General features: G+C 65.9%; 28 protein-coding genes. 22 read left to right on the forward strand and 6 right to left on the reverse strand.

Annotated features, from left to right (window positions below):
- Positions 1 to 2: 2 nt before the first annotated feature.
- Positions 3 to 1,175 (reverse strand): penicillin-binding protein activator, encoded by a 1,173-nt coding sequence (locus Q8M85_RS11435; protein ID WP_305544423.1) that lies wholly within the window; start codon positions 1,173 to 1,175, stop codon positions 3 to 5.
- A 72-nt stretch (positions 1,176 to 1,247) separates the two neighbouring features.
- On the opposite strand from Q8M85_RS11435, the gene rsmI reads away from it, so the two are divergent.
- From rsmI to gshB, 3 genes are read left to right on the forward strand one after another with little or no spacing between them, the layout of a single operon-like run.
- Positions 1,248 to 2,138: a 16S rRNA (cytidine(1402)-2'-O)-methyltransferase gene (gene rsmI, locus Q8M85_RS11440; protein ID WP_305544426.1), complete on the forward strand. Its 891-nt coding sequence runs from the start codon at positions 1,248 to 1,250 to the stop codon at positions 2,136 to 2,138.
- Positions 2,139 to 2,140: 2 nt separating this feature from the next.
- Complete coding sequence (locus Q8M85_RS11445; protein ID WP_305544428.1) at positions 2,141 to 2,539, forward strand: YraN family protein; 399 nt, start codon at positions 2,141 to 2,143, stop codon at positions 2,537 to 2,539.
- A gap of 54 nt (positions 2,540 to 2,593) precedes the next feature.
- Positions 2,594 to 3,535, forward strand: a complete 942-nt coding sequence (gene gshB / locus Q8M85_RS11450) for a glutathione synthase (RefSeq protein ID WP_305544430.1) — start codon at positions 2,594 to 2,596, stop codon at positions 3,533 to 3,535.
- Here the strand turns inward: gshB and Q8M85_RS11455 are convergent.
- Together Q8M85_RS11455 and Q8M85_RS11460 are read right to left on the reverse strand one after the other, a co-directional pair.
- Positions 3,532 to 4,422, reverse strand: coding sequence for a hypothetical protein (locus tag Q8M85_RS11455; protein WP_305544432.1), 891 nt, complete (start codon positions 4,420 to 4,422; stop codon positions 3,532 to 3,534). The genes gshB and Q8M85_RS11455 overlap by 4 nt on opposite strands.
- A gap of 183 nt (positions 4,423 to 4,605) precedes the next feature.
- The gene (locus Q8M85_RS11460) at positions 4,606 to 5,376 is read right to left on the reverse strand and encodes a CPBP family intramembrane glutamic endopeptidase (protein WP_305544434.1); all 771 of its coding nucleotides are present in this window, start codon (positions 5,374 to 5,376) and stop codon (positions 4,606 to 4,608) included.
- Between the two features lie 246 nt (positions 5,377 to 5,622).
- On the opposite strand from Q8M85_RS11460, the gene Q8M85_RS11465 reads away from it, so the two are divergent.
- The 7 genes from Q8M85_RS11465 (at position 5,623) to Q8M85_RS11495 (ending at position 14,077) form a co-directional block, all read left to right on the forward strand.
- Complete coding sequence (locus tag Q8M85_RS11465; protein ID WP_305544437.1) at positions 5,623 to 6,327, forward strand: response regulator transcription factor; 705 nt, start codon at positions 5,623 to 5,625, stop codon at positions 6,325 to 6,327.
- 85 nt (positions 6,328 to 6,412) lie between these two features.
- Entirely contained in the window at positions 6,413 to 7,564 is a 1,152-nt protein-coding gene (locus Q8M85_RS11470) for an FIST N-terminal domain-containing protein (RefSeq protein ID WP_371135237.1), read from the forward strand.
- Positions 7,561 to 9,759 carry a PAS-domain containing protein gene (locus tag Q8M85_RS11475; protein WP_305544440.1) on the forward strand — a complete coding sequence of 733 codons (2,199 nt, stop codon included), beginning with the start codon at positions 7,561 to 7,563 and terminating at the stop codon, positions 9,757 to 9,759. The genes Q8M85_RS11470 and Q8M85_RS11475 overlap by 4 nt, the downstream gene beginning before the upstream one ends.
- A 59-nt stretch (positions 9,760 to 9,818) precedes the next feature.
- The gene (locus tag Q8M85_RS11480) at positions 9,819 to 10,346 is read left to right on the forward strand and encodes a CoxG family protein (RefSeq protein WP_305544443.1); all 528 of its coding nucleotides are present in this window, start codon (positions 9,819 to 9,821) and stop codon (positions 10,344 to 10,346) included.
- 58 nt (positions 10,347 to 10,404) lie between these two features.
- Positions 10,405 to 10,890, forward strand: a complete 486-nt coding sequence (locus Q8M85_RS11485) for a (2Fe-2S)-binding protein (RefSeq protein WP_305544446.1) — start codon at positions 10,405 to 10,407, stop codon at positions 10,888 to 10,890.
- Positions 10,891 to 10,898: 8 nt separating this feature from the next.
- Positions 10,899 to 13,277 (forward strand): xanthine dehydrogenase family protein molybdopterin-binding subunit, encoded by a 2,379-nt coding sequence (locus Q8M85_RS11490; RefSeq protein WP_305544448.1) that lies wholly within the window; start codon positions 10,899 to 10,901, stop codon positions 13,275 to 13,277.
- 11 nt (positions 13,278 to 13,288) lie between these two features.
- Complete coding sequence (locus Q8M85_RS11495; RefSeq protein WP_305544451.1) at positions 13,289 to 14,077, forward strand: xanthine dehydrogenase family protein subunit M; 789 nt, start codon at positions 13,289 to 13,291, stop codon at positions 14,075 to 14,077.
- Between the two features lie 53 nt (positions 14,078 to 14,130).
- Here the strand turns inward: Q8M85_RS11495 and Q8M85_RS11500 are convergent, their stop codons facing one another.
- Complete coding sequence (locus tag Q8M85_RS11500; RefSeq protein ID WP_305544763.1) at positions 14,131 to 14,778, reverse strand: carbonic anhydrase; 648 nt, start codon at positions 14,776 to 14,778, stop codon at positions 14,131 to 14,133.
- Between the two features lie 151 nt (positions 14,779 to 14,929).
- Between Q8M85_RS11500 and Q8M85_RS11505 the strand changes: the two genes are divergently transcribed.
- The 3 genes from Q8M85_RS11505 to Q8M85_RS11515 all read left to right on the forward strand — a co-directional run bounded on the left by Q8M85_RS11505 (position 14,930) and on the right by Q8M85_RS11515 (position 17,755).
- Entirely contained in the window at positions 14,930 to 15,310 is a 381-nt protein-coding gene (locus Q8M85_RS11505) for a hypothetical protein (RefSeq protein ID WP_305544454.1), read from the forward strand.
- A gap of 187 nt (positions 15,311 to 15,497) precedes the next feature.
- Entirely contained in the window at positions 15,498 to 16,892 is a 1,395-nt protein-coding gene (locus tag Q8M85_RS11510) for a M17 family metallopeptidase (protein ID WP_305544457.1), read from the forward strand.
- 47 nt (positions 16,893 to 16,939) lie between these two features.
- The gene (locus tag Q8M85_RS11515; protein ID WP_305544460.1) at positions 16,940 to 17,755 is read left to right on the forward strand and encodes an NlpC/P60 family protein; all 816 of its coding nucleotides are present in this window, start codon (positions 16,940 to 16,942) and stop codon (positions 17,753 to 17,755) included.
- 89 nt (positions 17,756 to 17,844) lie between these two features.
- Here the strand turns inward: Q8M85_RS11515 and Q8M85_RS11520 are convergent, their stop codons facing one another.
- Together Q8M85_RS11520 and Q8M85_RS11525 are read right to left on the reverse strand one after the other, a co-directional pair.
- The gene (locus Q8M85_RS11520; RefSeq protein WP_305544462.1) at positions 17,845 to 18,189 is read right to left on the reverse strand and encodes a DUF2794 domain-containing protein; all 345 of its coding nucleotides are present in this window, start codon (positions 18,187 to 18,189) and stop codon (positions 17,845 to 17,847) included.
- Positions 18,190 to 18,219: 30 nt separating this feature from the next.
- Positions 18,220 to 19,227, reverse strand: a complete 1,008-nt coding sequence (locus Q8M85_RS11525) for an asparaginase (protein ID WP_305544465.1) — start codon at positions 19,225 to 19,227, stop codon at positions 18,220 to 18,222.
- A 168-nt stretch (positions 19,228 to 19,395) separates the two neighbouring features.
- On the opposite strand from Q8M85_RS11525, the gene Q8M85_RS11530 reads away from it, so the two are divergent.
- The 9 genes from Q8M85_RS11530 to Q8M85_RS11570 all read left to right on the forward strand — a co-directional run bounded on the left by Q8M85_RS11530 (position 19,396) and on the right by Q8M85_RS11570 (position 25,107).
- Positions 19,396 to 19,926 carry an invasion associated locus B family protein gene (locus Q8M85_RS11530; RefSeq protein WP_305544467.1) on the forward strand — a complete coding sequence of 177 codons (531 nt, stop codon included), beginning with the start codon at positions 19,396 to 19,398 and terminating at the stop codon, positions 19,924 to 19,926.
- Positions 19,927 to 20,047: 121 nt separating this feature from the next.
- The gene (rlmN, locus tag Q8M85_RS11535; RefSeq protein ID WP_305544470.1) at positions 20,048 to 21,223 is read left to right on the forward strand and encodes a 23S rRNA (adenine(2503)-C(2))-methyltransferase RlmN; all 1,176 of its coding nucleotides are present in this window, start codon (positions 20,048 to 20,050) and stop codon (positions 21,221 to 21,223) included.
- 61 nt (positions 21,224 to 21,284) lie between these two features.
- Positions 21,285 to 21,683 (forward strand): DUF6173 family protein, encoded by a 399-nt coding sequence (locus Q8M85_RS11540; RefSeq protein WP_305544473.1) that lies wholly within the window; start codon positions 21,285 to 21,287, stop codon positions 21,681 to 21,683.
- Positions 21,684 to 21,756: 73 nt separating this feature from the next.
- Positions 21,757 to 21,906, forward strand: a complete 150-nt coding sequence (locus Q8M85_RS11545) for an aa3-type cytochrome c oxidase subunit IV (RefSeq protein WP_305544476.1) — start codon at positions 21,757 to 21,759, stop codon at positions 21,904 to 21,906.
- Between the two features lie 17 nt (positions 21,907 to 21,923).
- Positions 21,924 to 22,532, forward strand: coding sequence for a hypothetical protein (locus tag Q8M85_RS11550; protein ID WP_305544479.1), 609 nt, complete (start codon positions 21,924 to 21,926; stop codon positions 22,530 to 22,532).
- A gap of 62 nt (positions 22,533 to 22,594) precedes the next feature.
- Complete coding sequence (gene mobA / locus Q8M85_RS11555) at positions 22,595 to 23,182, forward strand: molybdenum cofactor guanylyltransferase MobA (protein WP_305544481.1); 588 nt, start codon at positions 22,595 to 22,597, stop codon at positions 23,180 to 23,182.
- Entirely contained in the window at positions 23,179 to 23,670 is a 492-nt protein-coding gene (gene mobB / locus Q8M85_RS11560) for a molybdopterin-guanine dinucleotide biosynthesis protein B (protein ID WP_305544484.1), read from the forward strand. Before mobA ends, mobB begins: the two co-directional genes overlap by 4 nt.
- On the forward strand, positions 23,663 to 24,529 hold the full coding sequence (locus tag Q8M85_RS11565) for a molybdopterin guanine dinucleotide synthesis (protein WP_305544486.1): 867 nt from the start codon (positions 23,663 to 23,665) through the stop codon (positions 24,527 to 24,529). Before mobB ends, Q8M85_RS11565 begins: the two co-directional genes overlap by 8 nt.
- Entirely contained in the window at positions 24,520 to 25,107 is a 588-nt protein-coding gene (locus tag Q8M85_RS11570) for a GNAT family N-acetyltransferase (protein WP_305544489.1), read from the forward strand. The genes Q8M85_RS11565 and Q8M85_RS11570 overlap by 10 nt, the downstream gene beginning before the upstream one ends.
- Positions 25,108 to 25,232 lie beyond the last annotated feature (125 nt).

A 25,232-nucleotide genomic window follows, 5' to 3' on the forward strand; every position in this document is an offset into this window, starting at 1 on the left:
GCTCAGAACCCTGCGCCGCCGAAGCTGCGCGGAGCAGCATCGATCACCACGACCTGGTTCGTACGGATCGTCGCCACGGCGAGGCCCCGCTCGTTTGTGCCGTTCGGCAGCAGGCGGAAGATGCCCGAGACCCCGGCAAAGCCCGCCGACTGCGTCAGATCGCCCTTGGAAAGCGGAGCCCCGTCCTTGGCGCGGCTCGCCAGGGCCCCGATGGCCGCGATTCCGTCGTAAGCCAGTGCCGCAACCGGAACCGGCTGACTGCCATAGGCGCCCTCATACCGCGCGCGGAACTGCGCCTGCAGGCCCGGGTCCGGCATGGCGAACCAGCCGCCCTGGACGCCCGGCAGGGCCAGGGTGGCCGGCGGGATGTCCCAACGGGTCAGGCCGATGAACTGTGTCGTTGCCTTGTCGATGCCGTTGTCGACGAGAAGCTGGCTGAGAAGCGGCAGCGCCCCCGCCGTGTCGGCCGTCAGGAACAGCGCCGTGGCACCCGAGGACCGCGCAGTGCTGACGATGCCCGACGCCGCCTGCACGATCCCGTTCTGCGAGAATTCATACGAGGTGACACCCACCACCGAGCCGCCCGCGGCCGAGACTCCACGCTCGATTGCGGCCTTGCCGACCTCGCCCGCGACGTTGCGGTCATGCACGATCAGGACCTTGGATTTGCCGTTCTTGACCGCGAACCGCGCCAGACGGCGGGCGGTGTTGTCGAATGTCTGGCCAAGGACGAAAACGTTGCCGCCCGCGATGGCCGCATTGTTCGAGAAGGCAAGGACGTTGACGCCCGAATTCGCCACCGCAACGCCGGCGGCATTGGCCTCTTCGGAATAGAACGGCCCAAGGATCACCTGGGCGCCTTCGTCCACCGCCTGCCGGGCCAATGCCGTGGCCTGCGCGGGGCTGCCCCCGGTCTTGTAGACGCGCAGGTCGATGTTCACGCCCGACAGATCCGCCATTGCCAGACGCGCAGCGTTTTCAAGGTTCCGGCCGAACAGTTCGTCCTGCGACTGGCCCGAGCCCGAGGGGATCAGCAGTGCAACCTGGACCGAACCGCCACGGGTCGGCGGGGTCGTTCCGGGCGTTGATGCCACACAGCCCGAAAGGACCACGGCACCAAGCACAAACAGCATCTGACCCAGCGACTTGCGGGCCCGGCGAAATACGGACAACATGGTGGTTCCTCACTGTTGCAGCGCGCTGCGTTTGCCGGTCAGGGTAAAGGGTTCGGGAAGGGAAGTAAACTTGTGAGGCAGACGGCCGACCCTGCCGAGACCAGCCACACGCCCGGCCTGCGCGCCATTCCGCCGGGGCTGCACCTGGTCTCGACCCCTATCGGCGCGGCACGGGATATCACCTTGCGGGCACTGGATGTGCTGGCCGGGGCCGATGTGCTGGTGGCCGAGGACACGCGGACACTGCGTCACCTGATGGAGATCCACGGCATCCCCCTGGGGGGTCGGCAGGTCATCGCCTACCACGACCATTCCGGCGAAGGGCAGATGCAGCGTCTGCTGGGGCTTCTTGCCGACGGCAAGAGCGTGGCCTATGCGTCAGAAGCCGGAACGCCCTTGATTTCGGACCCCGGTTTTGAACTTGCGCGTGCCGTGGCGGCATTGGGATTGCCGATGAGCGCCGCCCCCGGCCCCTGCGCCGCAATCTGCGCGCTGACCCTGTCCGGTCTGCCCTCGGACCGCTTCCTCTTCGCGGGCTTTCCGCCCTCGGCCCAGGGCGCGCGACGAAGCTTCCTGGAAGAGCTGGCGGCGGTGCAGGCGACGCTGATCCTTTACGAAAGCCCGAAGCGTTTGGCCGCCCTTCTGGCCGAGATGGTCAAGACGTTGGGGGCGACCCGGCAGGCCGTGGTCTGCCGCGAACTGACCAAACGTTTCGAAGAAGTGCTGCGTGGTCCTCTGGCGGACCTGGCCGAAAAGGTCGCGGCCCGAGAGATCAAGGGCGAAATCGTGGTGCTGGTCGACCGCGCGCCCCCCGCCGAGGCGACCGAGGACAGCATCGCTGCGGCTCTGGACCTGGCCTTGCAGTCGATGTCCGTTAAGGATGCCGCAACTTTTGTGTCGCAAACTCTGGGGGTGTCCCGCAAGATCGTCTACAAGACCGCCCTCGACCGCAGCCAAGGATAGCCATGCCTTTCGACTTTGTCTCCTCTCCGGCCCGGCAGACCCGCAAGGCACGGGGATTGACCAATTACCTTGCCGGTCATGCCGCAGAAGCCTCGGTTGCCCGCCTTTATGAAGATCGCGGCGTCGCCATCTGTGCCCGGAACTGGCGTGGCCTGACGGGGGAAATCGACCTGATCGGGCGCGACGGTGATGTCGTCATCTTCGTCGAGGTGAAGCAAAGCCGGACGCATGACCTGGCCGCTTCGCATCTCTCCGACCAGCAGATCCGGCGCATCTTCGCCACGGTCGATGAATTCGTCGCAGGTGAACCGCTTGGCCTGTTGACGGATGTGCGCATCGACCTTGCGCTGGTCGACGGGCAAGGCCGCATCGAGGTAGTGGAAAACGCCTTCGCGGGCTGAATTGCATCTTTCGGCGGCTTCAGCCATCACTCACTTCGGAAGAAGGAGTGTGCCATGCCGCTGAAGGTAGCCTTGCAGATGGACCCGATCGGGTCGGTCAACATCAACGCCGATTCGACGTTCCGCATCGCGCTGGAAGCCCAGGCGCGCGGGCATCAGCTGTTCTTCTACACCCCGGACAGGCTTGCCTTCGTCGAAGGGCGGATCATGGCCCGAGGCTGGCCGATCGAGGTGCGGCGCGAGATCGGGAACCATGTCACCTATGGCGCGGAAACCGAGGTCGACCTTGGCGACTATGACGTCGTCTGGCTGCGCCAGGATCCGCCTTTCGACATGGGCTACATCACGACCACGCATCTGCTTGAAATGATCCATCCCAGGACCCTGGTAGTGAACGACCCCTTCTGGGTGCGCAACAGTCCCGAAAAGCTTCTCGTCCTGCGCTTCCCGACGCTCACTCCACCCACCGCCATCGCCCGCGACCTGGACACCATCCGCGCCTTCAAGGCGCGGCACGGCGACATCATCCTGAAGCCCCTTTATGGGAACGGCGGCGCGGGCGTCTTCCGGCTTGATCCGAACGATCGCAACCTCTCCAGCCTGCACGAGCTTTTTATGGGCATCAATCGTGAGCCCCTGATCGTGCAGAAGTTCCTGCCCGCTGTGGCCCAAGGTGACAAGCGGGTCATCCTGGTCGACGGCGAGCCGGTGGGCGCGATAAACCGCGTCCCCCAGGCTGGCGAGACGCGGTCGAACATGCATGTCGGAGGTCGGCCCGAGAAGATCGGCCTCACCGACCGCGACCTGGAAATCTGCAGCACCATCGGCCCGGTCTTGCGCGAAAAGGGCCAGGTCTTCGTCGGCATAGACGTGATCGGCGACTGGCTGACCGAGATCAACGTCACCTCCCCCACCGGCATCCAGGAACTCGAGCGCTTCGACGGCACCAATGCCGCCGCCCGCATCTGGGAGGTGATCGAAGCGAAGCGGGCCTAGGCCAGCCCGCTGTCCGGATAGGCCCGCACCACGTCCCAGACCAGGGCCTTCATCCAGTCGGCCTGTTCGTGCGTGGGCCAACCTGGCTCACCGCGCAGGTTCGGGGTTTCGCGAGGGTCCCGGCCGTAGATCACCGCGTAATGCGCCAGAGCGATCAGGTAGGCGCCCTTGGCGTTGACGTGAATGTCGTCCTCGAAAAGCTCGTTCATCGCCTTGAGACCCGGTGCGGATCCCGCCTCGATTGCGTCCCAGACCGCAGCCATGATCTTCGGCCCCGGGATTACCCGCATCGGCGGGCTGCCAGCGGGGCGGTTGGTGTTGACATGATCCGCGATGACCTGCCAGGCCGACATCTCGACATCGAGTCGCTTGCGGAACGGGATCAACTGATCCTCGGACGTGTCCCACTTGGAAGGAGTCCCGCTGTCCAGCCCGATCCAGCTGGCATAATAGACAGTCTCCGCACCCTGGCCGCCGCGTCCGTTCTTCCAGGCGTGTTCGAACCAGGTGAGCGCGATCTTGTCCGCGCCGTGCCACTGAAGCGTGGAGCGCACCGAGACCCGCTCGGTCATCACCAGGAGGTCGTATTTCGCGATGTCGCGCTTTGCATCGACGGGCTCGATAGGATCGGTCTGCCAGCGCATCTCGGCCGGGCTTCCGGGGATCGTGGACTTGTCGATCAGCATGCCGCGCGACTGCCCCCCGCCTGCGGACTTGACCAGGATTTCCAGCGGGTGCGGGATCGGATCGGTCAGGCTGTGCCCCGACATCACCATCCGCAGATTGAAGGGCCGCTGCACCGCTTGGGCGCGGAGCGGAGTTGCCGCAAGCAGTGGAAGCGAGGCCAGGCCTGCAAGGACACGGCGGCGGTCTGTGGAATACAACATGGAAAATGACCTTTCACTCGATCGACGGGGCCAGCTTACACGTGGCAGATGGGGCTGGGAAGCCGTCGACGCAAGCCCCACCAGAGCCGCCCCGAAATGCGGCGTTACGCGGGGGTGTCCACGCTGGACAGGCAGATAAAACAAAGGCAGATCAGAAGCTTGCCTGTGGGCGTTCAGCAAGTGTTAACCTTGTTCGACCGCCGGATCGTGCCGCAACTTTCGCAGAAGGACCAGCCCGAAGAGGAAGTTCGGCAGCACGACCAGCAGCGGCACCAGATAGGCCGACAACGGCAGCGGGCCTTCGGGCAATGGGTTCTGCGCGGTTTCGTAGGCGACGAGCAGGATGCCGAAGTTCCACACCATGTGATAGACGATGGCAGTCCAGATCGACCCGGTGCGCAGCATCAGCGCGATCAGAAGAAGTCCGGTCATCATCGCCGCCACTGACTGCGCTGCGGCAAGGCGCAGGTCGCCCAGGACAAAGGCGTTCAGCACGTGTATCGCGCCGAACAGAACCGAGGTCAGCGCGACGGCAGGCCAGATGCGCAGACGCGACTTAAGGGCCTGGAAGAGGATGCCGCGGAACATCCACTCTTCCGACAGGGCGACGAGCGCGGTGTTGATCGCCAGGAACAGCATCGCCCGGCCAGGCGGCAGCCCGATGGCAAAAGCAATGCCGTAGAACGGCAAAAGCGTCAGGATCGGGAACCAGATGAGCCAGACCACCGCCCGCAGCCGGGGCGGACCGAAGCTGAGGTCTCGCCAGCGAAAGACCCGGCTGGCAATCGCCAGAACCGCGATGCCACCCACCACGTTCCAGGCGATGCCCGTTGTGAGTAACCCGACAATCTCGGCGATTCCGGCGCTTTCCTGGCGCATGAACGCCCCGGCCACGATGGTCGCAGCAAGCCAGGCGAGCAGGGTCAGAAGGGCTTGGGGCAGGCGGTTGGGCATTTCGGTCCAGGTGCTTGGGGCGCGGCAGTCTCCCCGGGGAGACGCTTCGGAAGGCGGAAGCGTTCCCAGTCGCACGGACCGGCTGCCCAGGACTAAGCGCGGGGCGACCGCGCGGCAAGGCCAGAGCGCTGTCGGACGTGGCGCGGCACTAAAGCGGGCCTTCGGCCGATAGGACTTTTGGCCTGTATCCCCAGCAGAAGGGTCGGGGTAGAGTTGCGTGGCAACTGGATGCGAAGGCTTTTCACGATGACAATGGCTTCTGCGGTTTCTGCAGGCGACGCCCGGCCGATGAACTTTGCCCTGATCGTGGATGACCACCCGCTGTTCTGCGACGCACTGTCCATGACGCTGAAATCAGTGGCGGGAATCCAGGAGATCGAGACCGCCGATCGGCTAGAGACGGCAATCCACCGGGTCGACCTGACCCCGGTGCCGGATGCCATCGTGCTGGACCTAAACCTGCCGGATGTGAACGGGATCGACGGCCTTATCCGCCTGCGACAGGCGGCGTCCGGGGTGCCGGTTCTGGTGGTGTCCTCATTGGCGGACAACCGCGTGATCGGAGCCTGCATGGCGGCCGGGGCGGCGGGCTTCGTGCCGAAACATTCGCGGCGCGAGGTCTTCCGAGCGGCGTTCGATGCGCTGCGCGAGGGGCGACGCTTCCTGCCCGAAGGCTATGTGCCCGTGCCCGAGGGCAAGGCCAAGGGCAGCGCGCGGGAAGAGGCGATCGGGCGGCTGGCGCTTCTTACGCGGCAGCAGGCGAAAATCCTGCAACTGGTCTGCGAGGGCTTGCTGAACAAGCAGATCGCCTATGAGCTGTCCATCGCCGAGACGACGGTCAAGGCACATGTCACCGCCATCATGCGCAAGCTGGGGGTGCAAAGCCGCACCCAGGCCGTGCTGATCGCGCGCGAGACGAACTTCTCCAGCCTGATGCCCGAGGATGGCTGAGGTTAGGACGGCTGGGGCGAGGACCGCTGGGGCCTTGCCCCGGTCCGACGGCGCGCCGTAGCATCGACCTTGGGGGGGAAACCGGATGTCTGCGCCCTTGGCTCTTGCTGCTGCGGTGATGCCGCGCGCCCATGTCGGCGCGCGCGACCCCGATGCCCTGGCAAAGCTGGCGCGGGGCCTGGGTCCGGGGCCATTCGCAGCGGTGATCCTGTTCATCTCGCCCGAAGCCGACCGGGACCTGCTGGCAAGCGGGCTTGAGGCGGCTTTTCCGGGCGTTTCGGTGATCGGCTGCACCACGGCCGGAGAAATTTCGCCCGAGGGCTATTCGGAAGGCGAGATCGTCGCGGTCGCCCTGCCCTCTGCAGTCTTTGCCGTGGATTGTCTGGGGATCAACCTGGCGGCGCTGGACGGGCAAGAGCTGATCGGACGGCTGATCCGGGCGCGGGCAGGGCTGGCGCGGAAGCGTGGCGGCTGGGAAGACGAATTCGCCTTCCTGATGGTCGACGGCATGTCCATCCGTGAGGATGAGCTGACGGCCGCCCTTGGGCCGGGCCTGGGTCCGGTGCCGTTGTTCGGAGGCTCGGCCGGGGACGGGACACGGTTCGGCGCGACGTTTGTGTTGCAGGATGGGGTCTTCCGGGAGGGTTGGGCGGTCCTGATGATGGTCAGGACGGCCTGCACAGTGCGGGTGTTCAGCCTGAACCATCTGACCCCCACCAACCGACGGATGGTCGTCACCGGGGCCGATCCGGCGCGGCGGGTGGTGCACCAGATCAACGCCGAACCGGCAGCACAGGAGTACGCGCGGCTTCTTGGCAAGGACCCGGCGCAACTGACGACCTTCACCTTCGCCGCGCATCCCGTCGTGGTGCGAATCGGGGGCAGTCATCATGTGCGGGCGATCCAGCGGCTGGACCCCAATGGCGACCTGGTCTTCTTCTCGGCCATCGACGAGGGACTGGTCCTGACCCTGGCCGAGCCGCAGGACATGGCGGCGCATCTGGACCGCGCGCTGACCGACCTTGCGGCAGGTGGCAAACCGGCGGCGATCCTGGCCTGCGACTGCATCCTGCGTCGGATCGAGGCGATGGAAAATCAGCGGTTCGGCGCGGTCTCGGCCTTGCTGAAGGCGCATGGGGTGGTCGGATTCTCTACCTATGGCGAACAGTTGAATTCGATGCACGTCAACCAGACGATGACCGGGGTGGCGATCTATCCTCCGAAAGGGGCGGCATGATCGAGACACTGATCAACCCGGCGGACAGTGCGGAACGGCGGGCCGAGAAGCTGTTGACCATCGTCGGCGCGCTGATGCGGCGGGTGGAGCAGGCGACAGACGACAGTGGCGCGGCCTATGCGCAGTTCCAGCGGGCGGCCTTGCTGGAGGACCAGGTCCGCGAGCGGACCCAGGATCTGGGACGGGCGCTGGACTTGCTGAACGACTCGAACGCCCGTCTGGCCGAGGCGACGCGTGAGGCAGAGACGGCGCGGCAAAACCTGTCGAATGCGATCGAGACGGTGCAGGAGGGTTTTGCGCTTTTCGACCGGGAAGACCGGCTGGTGATGTGCAACAGCCGCTTTGCAATGCACATGCCGGACGTCCATGCCGAGTTGAAGCCGGGGCTGGGGTTCCCGGACTATGTGGCGATGGTCAGCCAGTCGCCGCATCTGGCGCTGGAGGGGGACTGCCCGGTCAGTTGGGCCGAAGGGCGGATGCGGCGGCACAAGGACCGGCACGTCATCTTCAACGTGCGGCTGGGCGGTGACCACTGGGTTCAGGTCAGCGAGCATCGGACGGCGGATGGCGGGACGGTGATCCTGCAGACGGACGTCACCGACATCATCCTGGCCGAACGGCACGAGCGCGGGAAGCTGCTGGACGACCAGGCGCGGGTGATCCGGGCGACACTGGACCACATCAACCAGGGCGTCGGCATATTCGATGCCGAGGCGCGGCTGGTGGGGTGGAACCAGCGGCTGGGGTCACTTCTGTCGCTGCCGATGGGGCGCCTGCGGATCGGGGCGTCGTTCGAGGCGGTGTTCGGGCGGCTGCCGATGCAGTTCGAGGGGATGACCCAGGGCGCGCTGGTGGGGTGGGTCGCGGCGACGGCGCGGCCTCCGCTGGAGTTTGCGGTCCGGCGGGGGGAGGAGCTGATCCTGGACGTCTTTGGCCAGGGGATGCCGGACGGGGGGTTCGTGCTCAGCTTCACCGATGTGACGGCGGAACGGGCGGCTTTGCAGGCTCTCAGCCAGGCGAACGAGACGCTGGAAGCGCGGGTGATGGAGCGGACACTGGAACTGGAGGACGCGCTGGCCCATGCCGAACGCGCCAATGCCAGCCGGTCTCGGTTCGTGGCGGCGGCGTCTCATGATCTGTTGCAACCGTTGTCGGCGGCAAAGCTGTTCATCAGTTCGATTGCCGGTGATGGGCTGGACCCCGGCGCGCAAGTGGCGCTGGAGAAGGCGCAGAATGCGTTGATGTCGGTCGAGGGGCTGCTGGACGCGCTGCTGGACATATCGAAGCTGGAATCGGGGAAGGCGGCGGTCAGCGTGGGGGCGGTCAGTCTGGAGCGGCTGCTGCGGACGATGGCCGAGGAATTCGCGCCGATGGCGGCGGCGAAGGGCCTCAAGCTGACAGTGGTGCCGTGCAGCGCAACGGTGGAAAGCGACCCGGCCTATCTGCGGCGTATCCTGCAGAACCTGATCGGCAACGCGATCCGTTATACGACGACAGGCCGGGTCCTGGTCGGTGCGCGCAGGCGGGGCGGCGTGGTGCGGGTGGAGGTCCGGGACACCGGCCCAGGCATCCCGGAAGACGCGCAGAACGACATCTTCAAGGAATTCCACCGCCTGAACGCCCGCGCCTCGGCCAGCGAGGGGATGGGGCTGGGGCTGGCCATCGTGGAGCGGGCCTGTGCTTTGCTGGGGCATCCTTTGGGCTTGCAGTCCGACGTTGGGCACGGGACCTGCTTCATGGTGCAGCTGCCGCTGTCGGAAAGCGGGCCTGCCCTGCCCTTTCAGATCGATGCGCCCGAGCGGCGGCGCGGTCCGGTCGCGGCGGACAAGATTGCCTTTCTGGTGGAAAACGACGGGGAGTTGCGGCGCGCGCTGGGGCTCTTGTTGGAAAAGTGGGGGATGACGGTGCTTGAGGCGGGCTCGGGCGAGGAAGCTTTGGCTTTGATCGACGAGATCGGGATCCTGCCCGACATCTTCATTGTCGATCACCAGCTGGGCGAGGGCATGACCGGGATCGAGGTTCTGGCGGCGCTGCGGGCCGCGCATGGGCCGGTGCAGTCGCGGCTGATCACGGCGGATCGCGGGGCCGCTTTGCAGAAGCTGGCCGCAAATGCGGGCATCGAAATCCTTCACAAACCGATCGACCCCCGCGCCCTGGAAGCCGTGGTCGCGCAGCTTTCGGACCCTACGACTTAGGCAGCATAGCCGGACGTGACCGCTCGCCCTAGTCTGCGGCCCAAGAGGGGGAGTTTTCCATGCTGCTGAGTGATACCCGCGAAATCAAGGCCGACCCGAAGACGGTCTGGGATGCGATCCTGAACCCGGACGTGCTGAAGGAATGTATTCCCGGGTGCCAAAGCCTGACCGGATCGGTCGCCGAGGGTTACGAGGCCGTGGTCAAGCAGAAGGTCGGCCCGGTCAGCGCCACGTTCACCGGGTTGGTGCAGTTGTCCGACATCATTGAAGGTGCGTCGCTGAAGATCAGCGGCGAGGGCAAGGGCGGCGTCGCGGGCTTTGCCAAAGGCGGCGCCAACGTCAGCTTCGAGCCGATGGAGGGTGGCACCCGCCTGACCTACGAGGCCGAGGCCAATGTCGGCGGCAAGATCGCCCAGCTCGGCAGCCGGATCATCGACAGCTTTGCCAGGAAGCTGGCCGACGAGTTTTTCACCCGCTTCCAGGCGGCGGTCGAGGAGCCCGAGGAAGAGCCGGAAAATGTGACCGAAGAAGCTGTTGCCGATTCGGGGGAAAAGAAGAAGGGTTGGTTCAAACGCCTGATCGGCTGAACCGACGGCCCGCGACGAAGACACGCGAATACCTAGGACGACCCAGGGAGGAACAAGAATGACCAAGGTCTTTATGACCGTGAACGGCAAGGCCGTGAGCGGGGAAGTGGAAGGGCGGACGCTGCTGTCGTCGTTCCTGCGCGAAGGGCTGGGGATGACCGGCACCCATGTCGGTTGCGACACCAGCCAATGCGGCGCCTGCGTGGTGCATGTCGATGGCAAGCCGGTGAAAAGCTGCACCGTCTTTGCGGCGGATGTGGCGGGGGCTTCGGTGAAGACGATTGAAGGCATGGCCAACGCGGATGGATCGTTGAACGTGCTTCAGCAGGCGTTCCAGGATCATCACGGCCTGCAATGCGGGTTCTGCACGCCGGGCATGGTGATGTCGTCGGCGGCGCTGCTGGCGGAAAACCCCAAGCCCTCGGAGGCTGAGGTGCGGCACTACCTGGACGGCAATATCTGCCGCTGCACGGGGTATCACAACATCGTCAAGGCCGTGATGGCTGCCTCGGGGCAGGACGTCTCGGCTTTGGCAGCGGAATAGGGGGGAACATGCCGAAGGATCACGGGATTGGCGCATCGACCAAGCGCCGCGAGGATGTCCGCTTTCTGACCGGACGCGGGGTTTATACCGACGACATGGCGCTGCATGGGCAGACGGCGGCGGTCTTTGTCCGCTCGAACGTGGCACACGGGCGGATCAAGTCGATCAACACGGCCAAGGCGGCGGCGATGCCGGGCGTGCTGGCGATCTTCACGGGTGAGGATTTCAAGGACGTCGGCGGCAACCCGGCGGGCTGGCTGATCAACAGCCGCGACGGCACGCCGATGCGCGAACCCAAGCGCCCGGTGCTGGCGCATGGCAAGGTGCGCCATGTGGGCGACGCCTATGCGGCGGTGATCGCCGAGACGGTGGCCCAGGCCAAGGACGCGGCCGAGCAGCTGGCGGAAGACAGCGTGATCGAGGAACTGCCCGCGATCGTCGATATGAAGCAGGCGGTCGCCGACCCGTCGAACCGCGTGCATGACGAGATCCCGGACAACCTGTGCTTTGACTGGGGCTGGATCGAGGACAACCGCGCGGCGGTGGATGCGGCGATGAAGGCCGCGCCGCATGTCGTGACGCTGAACCTGGTGAACAACCGGCTGGTGCCGAACGCGATGGAGCCGCGGGCCAGCATCGGCGAGTACAACCCGGGCACGGGCGACTACAAGCTGACCACGACCAGCCAGAACCCGCACCTGACACGGCTTCTGGTCTCGGCCTTCGTGCTGGGCATTCCGGAGAACAAGCTGACAGTGGTGGCCCCCGACGTGGGTGGCGGCTTCGGGTCGAAGATCTATCACTACGGCGAAGAGGCGCTGGTGCTGGCGGCGGCGAAGAAGCTGGGCCGCCCGGTGCGCTGGACGGCAGAGCGCAGCGAGTCTTTCCTGACCGATGCGCATGGCCGCGACCATGTGACGAAGATTGAACTCGGCTGCACCAAGGACGGTGAGATCCTGGCGATCCGGACCGAGACGCTGGCGAACGTGGGGGCGTATCTGTCGAACTTCTCGACCGCGACGCCCACCTTCCTGCACGGGACGCTGATGTCGGGGCCCTACAAGGTGCCGCATGTCTATGTGAACGTGAAAACCGTTTTCACCAATACGGCTCCGGTGGATGCCTACCGTGGTGCGGGCCGCCCCGAGGCGACCTATTCACTGGAGCGGGTGATCGACAAGATGTGCCGCGAGTTGGGGCTTGACCCGTTCGAGGTGCGGCGGAAGAACCTGCTCACGCCAGACCAGTTCCCCTATCAGTCGCCCGTGGGTCTGCTTTACGACACCGGCAACTACCAGGCGACGCTGGACAAGGCTGTCCAGATGGCCGACGTCGTGGGCTTTGAAAAGCGCGCGGCAGAGTCCAAGGCGCGCGGCAAGCTGCGCGGCATGGGGCTGTCGACCTGGATCGAGGCTTGCGGGATTGCTCCGTCCAATCTGGTGGGCATCCTTGGGTCGCGCGTCGGCCTTTATGACGCGGCGACGGTGCGGGTGAACGCGACCGGGAACATCAGCGTCATGGTCGGGGCGCACAGCCACGGTCAGGGCCATGAGACGGTCTTTGCGCAGATCGTGGCCGAGAAGCTGGGGATTCCCGACAGCTCGGTCGAGATCGTGCATGGCGATACCTCGAAGATCCCGTTCGGGATGGGGTCCTATGGCAGCCGCTCACTGGCGGTCTGCGGCACGGCGATGACCAAGGCGGTGGACAAGATCATCGCCAAGGGCAAGAAGATCGCCGCGCACATGCTGGAGGCGGCCGAGGGCGACATCTCGTTCGAGGACGGCAAGTTCCAGGTGGCGGGGACCGACAAGGCCAAGACCTTCGGCGAGATCGCGTTCAGCGCCTACGTCCCGCACAACTACCCGCTGGAGACGCTGGAACCGGGGCTGGAAGAGACGGCCTTCTACGACCCGGCCAACTTCACCTACCCCGCAGGCGCCTATATCTGCGAGGTCGAGGTGGACGAGGGCACCGGCAAGGTCGACGTGGTGGCCTTCCACTGTGCCGACGACTTCGGCAACGTGATGAACCCGATGATCGTCGAAGGTCAGGTGCATGGCGGCGTGGGCCAGGGGATCGGCCAGGCCCTGTGCGAGTTCACCGCCTATGACGAAACAGGGCAACTGCTGACGGGGTCCTACATGGACTACCCGATGCCGCGGGCCGAGGATGTGCCGTTCTACAACGTGGATTACAGCTGCCAGACGCCCTGCACGCACAACCCGCTTGGGGTGAAGGGCTGCGGCGAGGCGGGGGCGATCGGGTCCCCTCCGGCGGTGATCAACGCGGTGATCGACGCACTTCAGCGCGGGGGTCACACCCACGTCACGCATATCGACATGCCAGTCTCGCCGTCGCGGGTCTGGTCGGCGATCAACGGGTAAGGGAGGATCAGATGCACAATTTCGACTTCGCAAAGCCCACGACGATTGCCGATGCGGCAAAGGCTCTGGCGGCTGACGGGGCGCAGGCCCTGTCGGGCGGGCAGACGCTGATCCCGACGATGAAGCAGCGGCTTGCCGCGCCGGGCGTGCTGGTCAGCCTGACCGGCATTGCCGAAATGCAGGGCGTCTGCATCGGTGACGGCGGGCTGCATATCGGGGCGGCGACGCCCCATGCTGTCGTCGCCAAGGAGGCCAAGGCCCACTATCCGGCGCTGGCGGACCTGGCGGGGGGCATCGGTGATCCTGCGGTGCGGTCGCGCGGCACCATCGGCGGGTCGGTCGCCAACAACGACCCGGCGGCCTGCTATCCGTCCGCCGTGCTGGCCAGTGGCGCGACGGTGGTGACCAACAAGCGCAAGATCGCGGCGGATGACTACTTTCAGGGCCTGTTCACCACGGCGCTGGAGGAAGGGGAGTTCATCACCGAAGTCGTCTTCCCGATCCCGCAGAGGGCGGCCTATGTGAAGTTCAACCAGCCCGCCAGCCGCTTTGCCCTGACCGGAGTCTTCGTCGCGAAATTCGCGGATGGGGTCCGGGTCGCGGTGACCGGCGCAGGCAACGACGGTGTCTTCCGCTGGACTGAGGCAGAGGCTGCGCTTTCGGCCAACTTCTCGGCTGCGGTGATTTCCGGGCTGACGGTTGATCCCTCGGGCATGAACACCGACCTGCACGGCTCGGCCGCCTATCGGGCGAACCTGGTCAAGGTGCTGACGGGGCGCGCGGTGACCGCCGCGGGCTGACCGTTCGACCTAAGGCAAATGCCCGGTGGAGCGATCCGCCGGGCTTTTTGCTTTCAGACTGGAAAGAAGCCGTCCCGCGACGGGTCATAGCTTTCCAGCCCGCCCTCGCCCGTGTCGGTCCACAGCCCGTGCAGGGTCAGCCGGTCATCCTCGACCGCGGTGCGGACGAAAGGGAAGGTCAGCAGGTTTTCCAGACTGGTCAGCACCGCCTGCTTTTCCAGCGCCGGCAGGATCTGGTCGTCGGGCAGTTGCGCGACCTTCTGGAACCCGGGGCGCAGGATGTCCATCCAGCGGCCGACGAAGCTGGTCTTCTCTTCCAGATGCGGCGCGTGGCCCCGGCACATGTCGTGGCAGCCTTTGACCCCACCGCAGTTCGAGTGGCCCAGCACTACGATATGCGCGACGCCAAGGCCCGTGACGGCATATTCCACCGCCGCCGAGGTGCCGTGGTATTCGCCGTCCGGGTTGTAGGGCGGCACCAGATTGGCGACGTTGCGGTGGATGAAGAACTCGCCTTCATCCGCGCCGAAGATCGAGGTGACGTGGACCCGGCTGTCACAGCAGGAGATCACCATCGCGCGGGGATGCTGCCCGCTTTCGGCCAGGCGGCGATACCAGGCGCGGTTGTCCTGGTAAGTCGTCGCGCGCCAGCCGTGAAAGCGCTGGACCAGGTAGGTGGGAAGCGGCCGGATGTGCGTGATCATGATCTTTGGTCCCTTGTCGCCCCTTGCCTATGCCGCATTTGCGGAAAATTCGAGGGGCAAATTCCCCGTCGGACGCGACCTGGGCAACCAATTGTTCAGCAAGACGGGCCAATCTGCCGGTGGGTGTGAAGAAAATTGGGTGTTCAAGATGGGCGAGATAGCCGCTCTGCGACCGCGTGAGGTCGTGCGTCAGGATGTCGAGGCGATAGCGGTGATCTACCGCAACCTGGGGGCCCCGGTGGCCGAACAGATGGTGACGCGCGCGCTGGGGGAACTGGCGCTGACGATGGCCGGGATCGCCGAAAAGGTCCGCGGGCAAGAGTTGAAGGACCTGTCGCGCCAATTGTCCCGGCTGGGTCGCATGGCGGCGGACCTGGGGCTGCTGACGCTGGCCACGGTGGCGGGCGACGCAAAGATCTGCCTGGAGCGTGCGGACGGGACGGCCTTCTCGGCGGTCTGGGCGCGCCTGATGCGGGTCGCCGAACGGTCCCTGACGGCCGAGGCCGGGGTGGCGGACCAGACTTTCTAGGCGGATTTCACTGCCGCAATGCAATTCTGGGTTGTTGCGATGCCGTTTCCCACAATCTTTGGAAGATTTGAGGGCGGCCCACGGGAAGGGGGAATATTTGCCCAAGCTCGGCAGATCTCGGGAAATGCTTGATCTCGCGCGAAATATTCCTGCAATTGAAACGAACAGTCCCAGCCGCGATCCACCCATGACCAGCCCCTTTGCCTTTGCCACCCCGTCCTCTGCGGCAAGACCGATGCATGTGCTGCGGCCCGATGAGCTGGCGGCCTTCCTGTCGGGGCCGGGCCAGCCCTGGGCCTTGTGGCTGACCACAACCGGGTTCGAGGCCGGCTTGGGCGATCTGCGGCTTTTGCCGGCAGCTGATGGCGGGGTGGCGGGGGCGGTGGCTGGCTATGGCACCGCCCAGGCCCGGCGGCGGCTGCGTTTCGGTCTGGCGAAGGCCATCGCGGGCCTGCCCGAGGGGGACTGGCGACTGGAAGGTCAGCTTGACCCGGCCGAACGGGTCGAGGCTGCGCTGGCCTGGCTGTTGTCGGGATACCGCTTTGACCGTTACCGCACGAAGAAGAAGCCCCCCACCCTGCCCCGGCTGATCTGCCCCGAGGATCTGGACGCTGCCCGCCTCATCGCGATGGCCGAGGGTGAGGCGCTGACCCGCGACCTGATCAACACTCCGGCCGAAGACATGGGGCCGGCGGAGCTGGAGGCGGCCTTCCTGGCTCTGGCGACAGAATTCGGCGCGCAGGCGGATGTGATCCGGGGCGAAGATCTGCTGGGGCAAGACTTCCCGATGATCCATGCCGTTGGTCGTGCCAGTCCGCGCGCTCCGCGCCTGCTGGACCTGCGCTGGGGGGCCAAGGGCCCGAAACTGACTCTGGTCGGCAAGGGGGTCTGCTTTGACACCGGCGGGCTGAACCTGAAGCCTTCGTCGGGCATGAACCTGATGAAGAAGGACATGGGCGGCGCGGCGACGGTCATGGGCCTGGCGCGGATGATCATGACGCTGGGTTTGCCGGTGCAGCTGCGTGTGCTCGTTCCGGCAGTGGAGAATCTGGTTTCCGGCAACGCCCTGAAACCGAAGGACATCCTGACCAGCCGCAAGGGCCTTACGGTCGAGGTGAACGACACCGATGCAGAAGGGCGGCTGGTCCTGGCCGATGCGCTGGCCTATGCCTGCGAGGACGCCCCGGACGTGCTGGTCAGCATGGCGACCCTGACCGGCGCGGCGCGGGTGGCGGTGGGGCCGGACCTGGCACCCTATTACACGGACGACGAGGGGTTGGCCGGGGCGCTGGAGGCAGGCGCGAAGGCGGGCTTCGACCCGGTCTGGCGGCTGCCGTTCCATGACGCCTACGAGACAGTGATCGAGCCGGGGATCGCCGACCTCGACAATGCTCCGGGTTTCGGCTTTGCCGGGTCGATCACGGCGGCGCTGTTCCTGCGGCGCTTTGTGGACGGACCGCGCTATATGCATTTCGACATCTACGGCCACATGCCCGGCGACCAGCCCGCACGGCCGAAGGGCGGGGTCGGTCAGGGGGCGCGGGCGGTGCTTGGGGGATTGGGCGCCATGTTGGCGCTGTAGGGCCCGTTGCGACGGGCCAGGGTGGGGAACGAGTTGGAGAACACGTGATGGACAGACGGCTGACGCCCTATTCGGGACGGGTGGCACATGTCTCGCTGAGCGGGGTGGTGGAAGCCCCGCTGACCGAAGGATTGCAAGCGCAGGTCATCGTGCCCTTGGCAAACCTGCGGGCCAGCCCCGGCGGTGCGCGGGACCGGCAGCTTTTGCTGGGCGATGCGGTGACGGTGATCGACCGCGACAAGGGCCATGTCTTCCTGATCTCGGCAAAGGACGGCTATTGCGGCTGGACGGCGGAAAGCGACTTGGGTCAGGGACCAGCCCCGACGCATTGGGTCGCCGTGCCGGGGACGCATCTTTACACCGAGCCGCAGGTTCAGGCCCCCGAGAAGGCAGCCCTTAGCCTTGGCTCACGGCTGGCCATGATCGGGTCCTGGGGCGCCTGGGCCAATACGCCGCATGGTTACGTCCCGATCCGCCACCTGCGTCCCTTGGGCGAATGGGCCGATGACCCGGTGACGGTGGCGGAAGGCTTGCTGGGGACGCCGTACCTGTGGGGCGGCAATTCCCGCATGGGGGTGGATTGCTCGGGCCTGGTGCAGCTGGCAATGCAGGCCTGCGGCAAGGCCTGCCCGGGCGACAGCGACATGCAGATGGCGCTTGGCCGCAACCTGCCTTCCAACGAAGCGATGAAGCGCGGCGATCTGATCTTCTGGAAGGGCCATGTGGCGCTGGTGGTCGACAAGGACCGGCTGATCCACGCGAACGGGCACACGATGTCGGTGGCCTATGAGGGAATCCGGGAGAGCGTCGCGCGCATCTCGGCCGGTGGCGGCGGGCTGGTGCTGGCACGCCAGAGGATGTGACCCGACCGCTCGTCGATGACTGCGTCACTCCTCGCTGCGATGGGTCGGCCCCCTGCGACGAGAAGACGAAGTCGCACGAGGAGCTTTCCTCAGACCGGGCCGATCAGCCGCTTTTCCAGCACCTTAAGGACCTGGTCCAGATCATGACCACGGCGCAGGACGTGGCCGTCCATGCCCACAACGGCGTAAAGCCCCTGTTTGGCTCGCAGCTTGGGTCGCTTTTCAATCCGGTACAGAGGTGTTTCTGCGGTGCGGCGGAAAATCGCGAAGACCGCAAGGTCGCGCATCGCGGCAATGGCATAGTCGCGCCACTCCCCGGCGGCAACCATCCGGCCATAGACACGCAGGATCTGGCCCAGCTCCTTGCGGTCGAAACTGACCTGATCCGGGATCTGGCCGGACTGCGGAAACGGGATCGGCGCTTCGGCGTTCATTGCGAAAGCTTACCCGCTTCCCCCTTCAAATCAACCGGGAAAGCCGGAAGCCAGTCGGTAGACCCCCGTCTCCAGTCCGCGCCAGTTGCGTTGCACGCCCGCCATGCGCTTCACCGCCGCAGGATGGGCCGGGTCAAGGACACCGATCCTCGCCAGCAGGGCCGCCACCGCCGCCTCGGAGCCGCGATAGCCGCCATCCAGCACTTTCAGCGCGATGCCAAGGCCCCTGTCCGGCACGATCGCGATATAGACGGCCTCGGCGCCGCCCTTGATCGCAACGCGACCGTCCATCGCCCGCATCAGCTCGGTGCAGGCCTGCCCCTCGCCCGAGATCAGGTGCGGATGTGCTGCCATCGCCCGGGTCAGCCGGTGCATCGCATCCTCGCGCGCGCCGTGGCCTTCACGGGCCGTGGCGAATTTTGCCATGCCGCGGGCCAGAGCGCCGACCGACATCGCGAAGTTCGGGGCCGAGCAGCCGTCGATGCCCCAACCCGCCGAAGTCTCCTCGGTGACCTCTTCGGTCGCGGCACGGATGGCCTTCTGCAAGGGGTGGTCGATCTCGATGTATTCCGGCCCGGCTTTCAGGTGCTGGGTCACCGTCAGAAAGCCCGAATGTTTGCCCGAGCAGTTGTTGTGCAACTGACAGGGCTTTTCGTCCGCGCGGATCAGACGGTTGCGCTCCTCGATGTCGCCGGGTTCATGGGCGCCGCAGCGCAGGTCCGCCTCCGACAGCCCGAGGTCCGAGATCCAGCGTCCGGCCAGATCGACATGGACCTGCGCCCCCCGATGGCTGGCGCAGGACAGCGCCAGGTGTTCTTGGGAAAGCCCGCGTGCGTCAGCAGCCCCCGTCTCGATCAACGGCAGCGCCTGCAGCATCTTGGCCGACGACCGCGGGAAGATCACCGCCTCGGGGTTGCCCCAGGCGGCGACGATTCCCTTCGCATCGCAGATCACCGCATGTCCCAGATGCGTGCTTTCCAGAAGGCCACCGCGCCAGACCTCCAGCACCGGCACCGCACCATCGTTCACCTTTGCCATTCCCGGCCTCCGTCACATGTGCGCGAATTGTCGCCCACGGGGCTTTCGCGGCTAAGCGCTTTTGATTATGGCTGGAATATCGGGTAGAACGGCACCGCGCCAGTCAAAAGGGCCGCAGCGGCCCGGCGCATGGCAGGAAACGAAGACAGCTTGGAGGCTGCGTCAGACATGACTTCCTTTTTCGGTCGCACGCTTGCGGTTGCCGCGATCACTCTTGCAGGGGCGGCGGCTCAGGCGCCTGTGATGGCCCAGGAATCCACCAATCGCGTCGCGACGATGACGGACTGGAACGTCTTCACCGAGGAAAGCCCCAAAGAGTGCTGGGGCGTCTCGAAGCCGAAGGAGACCGTGAACACCCGCGACGGCCAGCCTGTCAGCGTGCGGCGCGGCGATATCCTGCTGTTCGTCACCTTCCGCCCCGGCAAGCCGGGCGAGATCAGCTTTACCGGCGGCTATCCCTTCGCGGGCGGCTCGACGGTCGAAGTGGTGGTGGATGGCCAACCCTACCAGCTGTTCACCGATGGCGAATGGGCCTGGCCGGGCAGCGCCGCGGATGACGCGAAGCTGCTGGCCGCCCTGAAGGCCGGGACGACGGCGACCTTGACTGCGCGTTCGGGCAAGGGGACCCAGACCAAGGACACCTTCAGCCTGCGCGGCTTCACCGCCGCGATGGAAGACGCCGGGAAGCGCTGCCAGTAATCCGACTTCCAGGACCAGGGGCGCCCCCGTCGCGGGGCGCTTTTCTTTTGACAACGCCGCGCCTATATCCGCCCCAGCTTCAGATCGCCTGTGACAAGGCCCCGTGAAAGGATCTGCCCGAATGACCGCCCCGATCACTCAGGACGTTCTGACCCTGCCACGCAAGTTGCCGGTGTCGGACAAGACCAACATCGTTGGCCTGACCCGCCCTGCCCTGCGCGAGGCATTGATCGCGGCCGGCACCCCGGAAAAGCAGGCCAAGATGCGGGTCGGTCAGGTCTGGCAATGGGTCTACCACTGGGGGGTCCGCGATTTCGCGCTGATGACCAACCTTGCCAAGGACTACCGCGCGCTTCTGGCCGACAACTTCACCATCGAGATCCCCGAGGTCGTCACCCGCCAGATTTCCGGGGACGGCACCCGCAAGTATCTGGTCCGCATCGCTGGCGGGCATGAGGTCGAGGTGGTCTACATCCCGGAAACCGACCGGGGGACGCTGTGCATCTCGTCCCAGGTCGGCTGCACCCTGACCTGTTCGTTCTGCCACACCGGCACGCAGAAGCTGGTCCGCAACCTGACGGCGGCGGAAATCGTCGGCCAGGTGATGATGGCCCGCGACGACCTGGACGAATGGCCGGTGCCGGGGGCGCCGAAGGAAGAGGTGCGGCTGATCTCGAACATCGTGCTGATGGGGATGGGCGAGCCGCTTTACAACTTCGAGAACGTCCGCGACGCGATGCAGATCGTGATGGACGGCGAGGGCATCGCCCTTGGCCGCCGCCGGATCACTCTGTCCACCAGCGGCGTCGTGCCGGAGATTGCCCGGACGGCGACGGAAATCGGCTGCCTGCTGGCCGTCAGCTTCCACGCCACCACGGACGAAGTGCGCGACCAGCTGGTCCCGATCAACAAGCGCTGGAACATCGCCACGCTTCTGGAGGCGCTGAAGGCCTATCCCGGCCTGTCGAACTCTGAGCGGATTACCTTTGAATACGTCATGCTGGACGGGGTGAACGACACGAAGGAAGACGCCTATCGGCTGGTGCAGCTGCTGGAAGGCATCCCGGCGAAGGTCAACCTGATCCCGTTCAACGAATGGCCCGGTGCGCCGTACAAGCGGTCGTCCGGGAACCGGATCCATGCCTTTGCCGATATCATCTACAAGGCTGGTTACGCCTCGCCGATCCGCACGCCGCGGGGCGAGGACATCATGGCCGCATGCGGGCAGTTGAAATCCGCGACCGAACGGGCGCGGAAGTCGAAGGCGCAGATCGAGGCCGAAGCCGGGTTGGCCTGACCCCCTTGCGGGGCGGTCGTATTTGCGTTGAGGTCTGCCGCCCAGACAAAGGAGCCGCCCGATGGCCAAGGCCGCCGCCAAGAAACCCCCCGTGAAGAAGCCCGCCGCCAGTCCCAAGCCGAAAAGTCCCGCCGAATGGGCGCATGACCGCCTGGTGATGTACATCCGCGACTTCGAAAGCGGGCTTGATGCCGAGCAGGAAATCGCGATGGGCTTCGCCTCGGACGAGACGGGCGTGCTGCGGATCGAGGGCCTGGGTTTCTTCGAGCCGGACATCATCACCTTCTACGGTCGCGATGATGACGGCGCGAAGACCCAGCTGATCCAGCATGTCAGCCAGCTTTCCGTCACCCTGCGCGCCATTCCAAAACAGGCGGACACCGACCCGCCGCGCCGGATCGGCTTTCACCTGACTCCGGGCTGGATCGGCGGCGATTCTGGCGACGGATCGGCGGGTTAAGACACCGCGACCCCGTGACAGGCCCCGGTGAATCGGCTATGGGCTTTTGCAAAGAGATAACTGGGGAACCAAGATGGCCGACCACAAGACTTCCGAACACGCCCACGGCTCGATGGACATCCGCGCGCAGGAAAAGACCTTTGCGGGATTCATCCGGGTGACGGTTTGGGCAAGTGTAGCCATCGTCGTGATCCTGGTCTTCATGGGTCTGGTGAACGCCTGATCGCGGGACCCGGCCGGATGCGCCTTCTTTTCTGCCTGATCGCCCTCTTGGGCCTTGCCGCCTGCGGCGCCGAGCCGAAATGGGCTCCGCAGGAACACGTGGATGCCGTCCGCTTCGTCGAGGGGCCGCCGAACTACATCACGCTTTACACCGTGGTGAACAAGCGGACGGGATCGGGCGCTCATTCGGCGATCCTGGTCAATGGCTCGGAACGACTGATATTCGACCCGGCCGGGACCTGGTATCACCCGAAGCTGCCGGAACGGAATGACGTCCATTTCGGCATGAACGACAAGGCGCTGGCCTTCTACATCGACTACCACACCCGCGTCACCTACGACACGATAGAGCAGACGATCTATGTCTCGCCCGAGGTGGCCGAGCAGGTGCTGGCCCGGGCCAGGGCCTACGGCGCGGTGCCCAAAGCGATGTGCACCCAGGCGACCTCATCGATCCTGCGCGGGGTCTCGGGGTTCGAAGGCCTGCCACAGACCTTCTATCCCAAGAAGCTGTCGGCCGCCTTTGGCAAGCTGCCGGGTGTCACGACCCGCGTCATCACCGACGATGACGACGACGACAACCACGGCGTCCTTCTGGTCCAGCACGACGGCACGCCGCTGCCGTGAGCGTCCCTTGAACCGGGCGCGCGATGCGTTAGGCTTGGCCTTCGACGCGAAAGGCATGTGATTTGCGCATTTTCGGGGTGATCCTGGCAGGCGGTGAAGGCCGGCGAATGGGCGCGGACAAGGCTTTTGTCCAGCTGGCCGGTCGCCCGTTGATCGGTCACGTTCTTGACCGGCTGGAGCCGCAGGTGGACCGCGTGCTGATCTCGGCCAACGGCGATCCGGCGCGATTTGCCGGGTTCGGCTGCCACGTTGTCGCTGATGTGGCGCCACAGGGGCCGCTGTCGGGCGTGTTGGCTGCACTGACTGTGGCGGCGGCGCAGGGGGCGACGCACCTGGTCTCTGCCCCGGTCGACACGCCGTTTCTGCCGGGCGATCTTGTCCCGCAGCTTCTTCTTGCCGCAGAAACCTCACCCAACGGCTTGGCGCTTGCTGCCGACGCAACCAGCCCCCACCCGGCCACTGCGATCTGGCCGGTGGGACTGGCCCCTGCCCTTGCAGCCTTTCTGGCAGAGGGCCACGCCAAGGTCACCCGCTTTACAGAGGCTCACCATGCAGCCCACGCCGTATTTCCCGACCCCCGCGCCTTCCTGAACCTGAACACGCCCGAAGACCTGGTTCAGGCCGAGGTCCTTCTGAAGGGTGCGGCATGAAGGTCTACGGCGTGATCGGCTGGAAGAACTCGGGCAAGACCAGCCTGATGGAGCGCCTGGTGGCCGAGATCACCGGGCGGGGGGTCTCTGTCTCTACCGTCAAGCACGTGCATCATACGGTGGACCTGGACCAGCCAGGCAAGGACACCTTCCGCCACCGGCAGGCCGGCGCGCGCGAGGTGGTGCTGGCCTCGGCCGACCGGCTGGCGATCCTGGTGGAACACCGGGGGCCGGAACCGGAGCTTCCGGCGGTGCTGGCCCGTCTGGCCCCGGTCGACCTGGTGCTGGTCGAGGGCTACAAGCGCGACGCCCATCCGAAGGTCGAGGTCTGGCGGGCCGAGACAGGTCAACCGCTGATCCAGCCCGGCGATGCGTTGGTGCGGGCGGTGGCCACGGACGCTGCGCTGAGCCTGCCGGTCCCGGTGCTGGACCTGAACGACACGAAGGCCGTCGCCGATTTCATCCTGCGCGAGGTCGGGCTTGTTTGATCGGGTGATCGTGGTCGACTGGTCGGCGGCGAACCTGCCCACCAGCCCGACCAACCGGGCCAATGCGGTCTGGATTGGCTGCCACGATGCCGAGGGCGGGGCCGAATGGCACCACCGCACCCGCGCCGGGGCCGAGGCGCAACTGCGGACCCTGATCGACACCGCCCGCGCCGAGGGGTTGCGGGTTCTGATCGGCTTCGACTTTGCGATGGGCTACCCGGCAGGCTTCGCAGCCCGCTTGACCGGCGAAGGACGCGCCGAAGCCGTCTGGCGCTGGCTGGACGCGGCAGTCACCGACATCGACAACCGCAACAACCGGTTCGAGGTCGCGACCCGGATCAACGCCCTCTTCCCCGAGGGTCCCGGTCCGTTCTGGAGCCATCCGTCAGGGCAAAGCTGGCCCGGCCTCCCGTTCCGACGGACGGGAATCGACTACGCGACCCTTGGCCTGTCCGAGACCCGCGCCGCCGAGGCCGCCGTCCCGCGTGCGAAAAGCCCCTGGATGCTGTTCAACCCCGGCTCTGTCGGGTCGCAAAGCCTGCTTGGCCTGCCGATGATCCATCGCCTCTCGCAACTCCCCGGCGTCGCGGTCTGGCCCTTCGCCGCCCCCGACGCGCCGGTTGTGCTGGCCGAGGTCTACCCGTCGCTGCTTGCCGGGCCGGTGGCGATTCTCGCGAACGGCGAGGGGCTGACGGCCGACCAGGCGCAGGTCCGGCTGCTGTCGCGGGCGCTGTATCGGCTGGCACTGGCGGACCGGCTGGCCCCACTTTTTGACGCGCCCCCGGAAGCCGCCGAAGAAGGCTGGATTCTCGGCGCCCACCACGGCGTCCAGCTCGCCGAGGCCTTGGCATGGGCGTGACGATCTTCCGCGGCCTGCACTCCCAACTCCGCCCCCAGGCGGCGCAGCTTTACTGGGAGGCGTTCGGGGGCAAGCTTGGCCGGGTGCTGGGGCCGGATGAGCGGGCGCTGCGGTTCTTTCAGCGGGTTATCCGGGGGGACCTGTGTTTCTCGGCCGTGGGGGACGGGGGGGAACTGATCGGGCTTGCCGGCTACAAGACCCCGACGGGAAGTTTTGCCGGGGGCAGCTGGGAGGACCTGACCGAGGTCTATGGTCGCATCGGCGGACGGTGGCGGGGCAGCGTCCTCTGGGCGCTGGGGCGCGAGGTTGACAACGACCGCTTCCTGATCGACGGGATCTGCGTCGGGAAGGCCCACCGGGGCAAGGGGGTGGGGTCGATGCTGCTGGCGGCCCTGTATCACGAGGCAGCGGAGCGCGGCTATGGCTCGGTCCGGCTGGATGTCGTGCAGGACAACTTCCGGGCGCGGGCCTTGTACGAACGGCAGGGGTTCCGGGCAGTGCGGACCGAGGAGCTTGGGATGCTGCGGTTCCTGTTCGGATTCGCATCCTCGACGACGATGGTGCGGCCGCTGAGCTGATGTGTCCACGGTGGACAGATTTCTGGACCCAGGAAAATCAATGACTTGAATGCGGACGTTAAGGACTTGGCAAGCTTTGCCCCCGGCCCTTGTGGCCCCTGCCCGCACCTGTCAGGATATGATCA

This window comes from Tabrizicola sp., assembly GCF_030694085.1.
Taxonomy (GTDB): domain Bacteria; phylum Pseudomonadota; class Alphaproteobacteria; order Rhodobacterales; family Rhodobacteraceae; genus Tabrizicola.

Bases quoted from the DNA above. Each gene is read 5' to 3' on its own strand.
- Q8M85_RS11435 (WP_305544423.1), bottom strand. From the start codon at position 1,175: ATGTTGTCCGTATTTCGCCGGGCCCGCAAGTCGCTGGGTCAGATGCTG.
- Q8M85_RS11445 (WP_305544428.1), top strand. From the start codon at position 2,141: ATGCCTTTCGACTTTGTCTCCTCTCCGGCCCGGCAGACCCGCAAGGCA.
- gshB (WP_305544430.1), top strand. From the start codon at position 2,594: ATGCCGCTGAAGGTAGCCTTGCAGATGGACCCGATCGGGTCGGTCAAC.
- Q8M85_RS11455 (WP_305544432.1), bottom strand. From the start codon at position 4,422: ATGTTGTATTCCACAGACCGCCGCCGTGTCCTTGCAGGCCTGGCCTCG.
- Q8M85_RS11460 (WP_305544434.1), bottom strand. From the start codon at position 5,376: ATGCCCAACCGCCTGCCCCAAGCCCTTCTGACCCTGCTCGCCTGGCTT.
- Q8M85_RS11465 (WP_305544437.1), top strand. From the start codon at position 5,623: ATGACAATGGCTTCTGCGGTTTCTGCAGGCGACGCCCGGCCGATGAAC.
- Q8M85_RS11470 (WP_371135237.1), top strand. From the start codon at position 6,413: ATGTCTGCGCCCTTGGCTCTTGCTGCTGCGGTGATGCCGCGCGCCCAT.
- Q8M85_RS11475 (WP_305544440.1), top strand. From the start codon at position 7,561: ATGATCGAGACACTGATCAACCCGGCGGACAGTGCGGAACGGCGGGCC.
- Q8M85_RS11480 (WP_305544443.1), top strand. From the start codon at position 9,819: ATGCTGCTGAGTGATACCCGCGAAATCAAGGCCGACCCGAAGACGGTC.
- Q8M85_RS11485 (WP_305544446.1), top strand. From the start codon at position 10,405: ATGACCAAGGTCTTTATGACCGTGAACGGCAAGGCCGTGAGCGGGGAA.
- Q8M85_RS11490 (WP_305544448.1), top strand. From the start codon at position 10,899: ATGCCGAAGGATCACGGGATTGGCGCATCGACCAAGCGCCGCGAGGAT.
- Q8M85_RS11495 (WP_305544451.1), top strand. From the start codon at position 13,289: ATGCACAATTTCGACTTCGCAAAGCCCACGACGATTGCCGATGCGGCA.
- Q8M85_RS11505 (WP_305544454.1), top strand. From the start codon at position 14,930: ATGGGCGAGATAGCCGCTCTGCGACCGCGTGAGGTCGTGCGTCAGGAT.
- Q8M85_RS11510 (WP_305544457.1), top strand. From the start codon at position 15,498: ATGACCAGCCCCTTTGCCTTTGCCACCCCGTCCTCTGCGGCAAGACCG.
- Q8M85_RS11515 (WP_305544460.1), top strand. From the start codon at position 16,940: ATGGACAGACGGCTGACGCCCTATTCGGGACGGGTGGCACATGTCTCG.
- Q8M85_RS11520 (WP_305544462.1), bottom strand. From the start codon at position 18,189: ATGAACGCCGAAGCGCCGATCCCGTTTCCGCAGTCCGGCCAGATCCCG.
- Q8M85_RS11525 (WP_305544465.1), bottom strand. From the start codon at position 19,227: ATGGCAAAGGTGAACGATGGTGCGGTGCCGGTGCTGGAGGTCTGGCGC.
- Q8M85_RS11530 (WP_305544467.1), top strand. From the start codon at position 19,396: ATGACTTCCTTTTTCGGTCGCACGCTTGCGGTTGCCGCGATCACTCTT.
- rlmN (WP_305544470.1), top strand. From the start codon at position 20,048: ATGACCGCCCCGATCACTCAGGACGTTCTGACCCTGCCACGCAAGTTG.
- Q8M85_RS11540 (WP_305544473.1), top strand. From the start codon at position 21,285: ATGGCCAAGGCCGCCGCCAAGAAACCCCCCGTGAAGAAGCCCGCCGCC.
- Q8M85_RS11545 (WP_305544476.1), top strand. From the start codon at position 21,757: ATGGCCGACCACAAGACTTCCGAACACGCCCACGGCTCGATGGACATC.
- Q8M85_RS11550 (WP_305544479.1), top strand. From the start codon at position 21,924: ATGCGCCTTCTTTTCTGCCTGATCGCCCTCTTGGGCCTTGCCGCCTGC.
- mobB (WP_305544484.1), top strand. From the start codon at position 23,179: ATGAAGGTCTACGGCGTGATCGGCTGGAAGAACTCGGGCAAGACCAGC.
- Q8M85_RS11570 (WP_305544489.1), top strand. From the start codon at position 24,520: ATGGGCGTGACGATCTTCCGCGGCCTGCACTCCCAACTCCGCCCCCAG.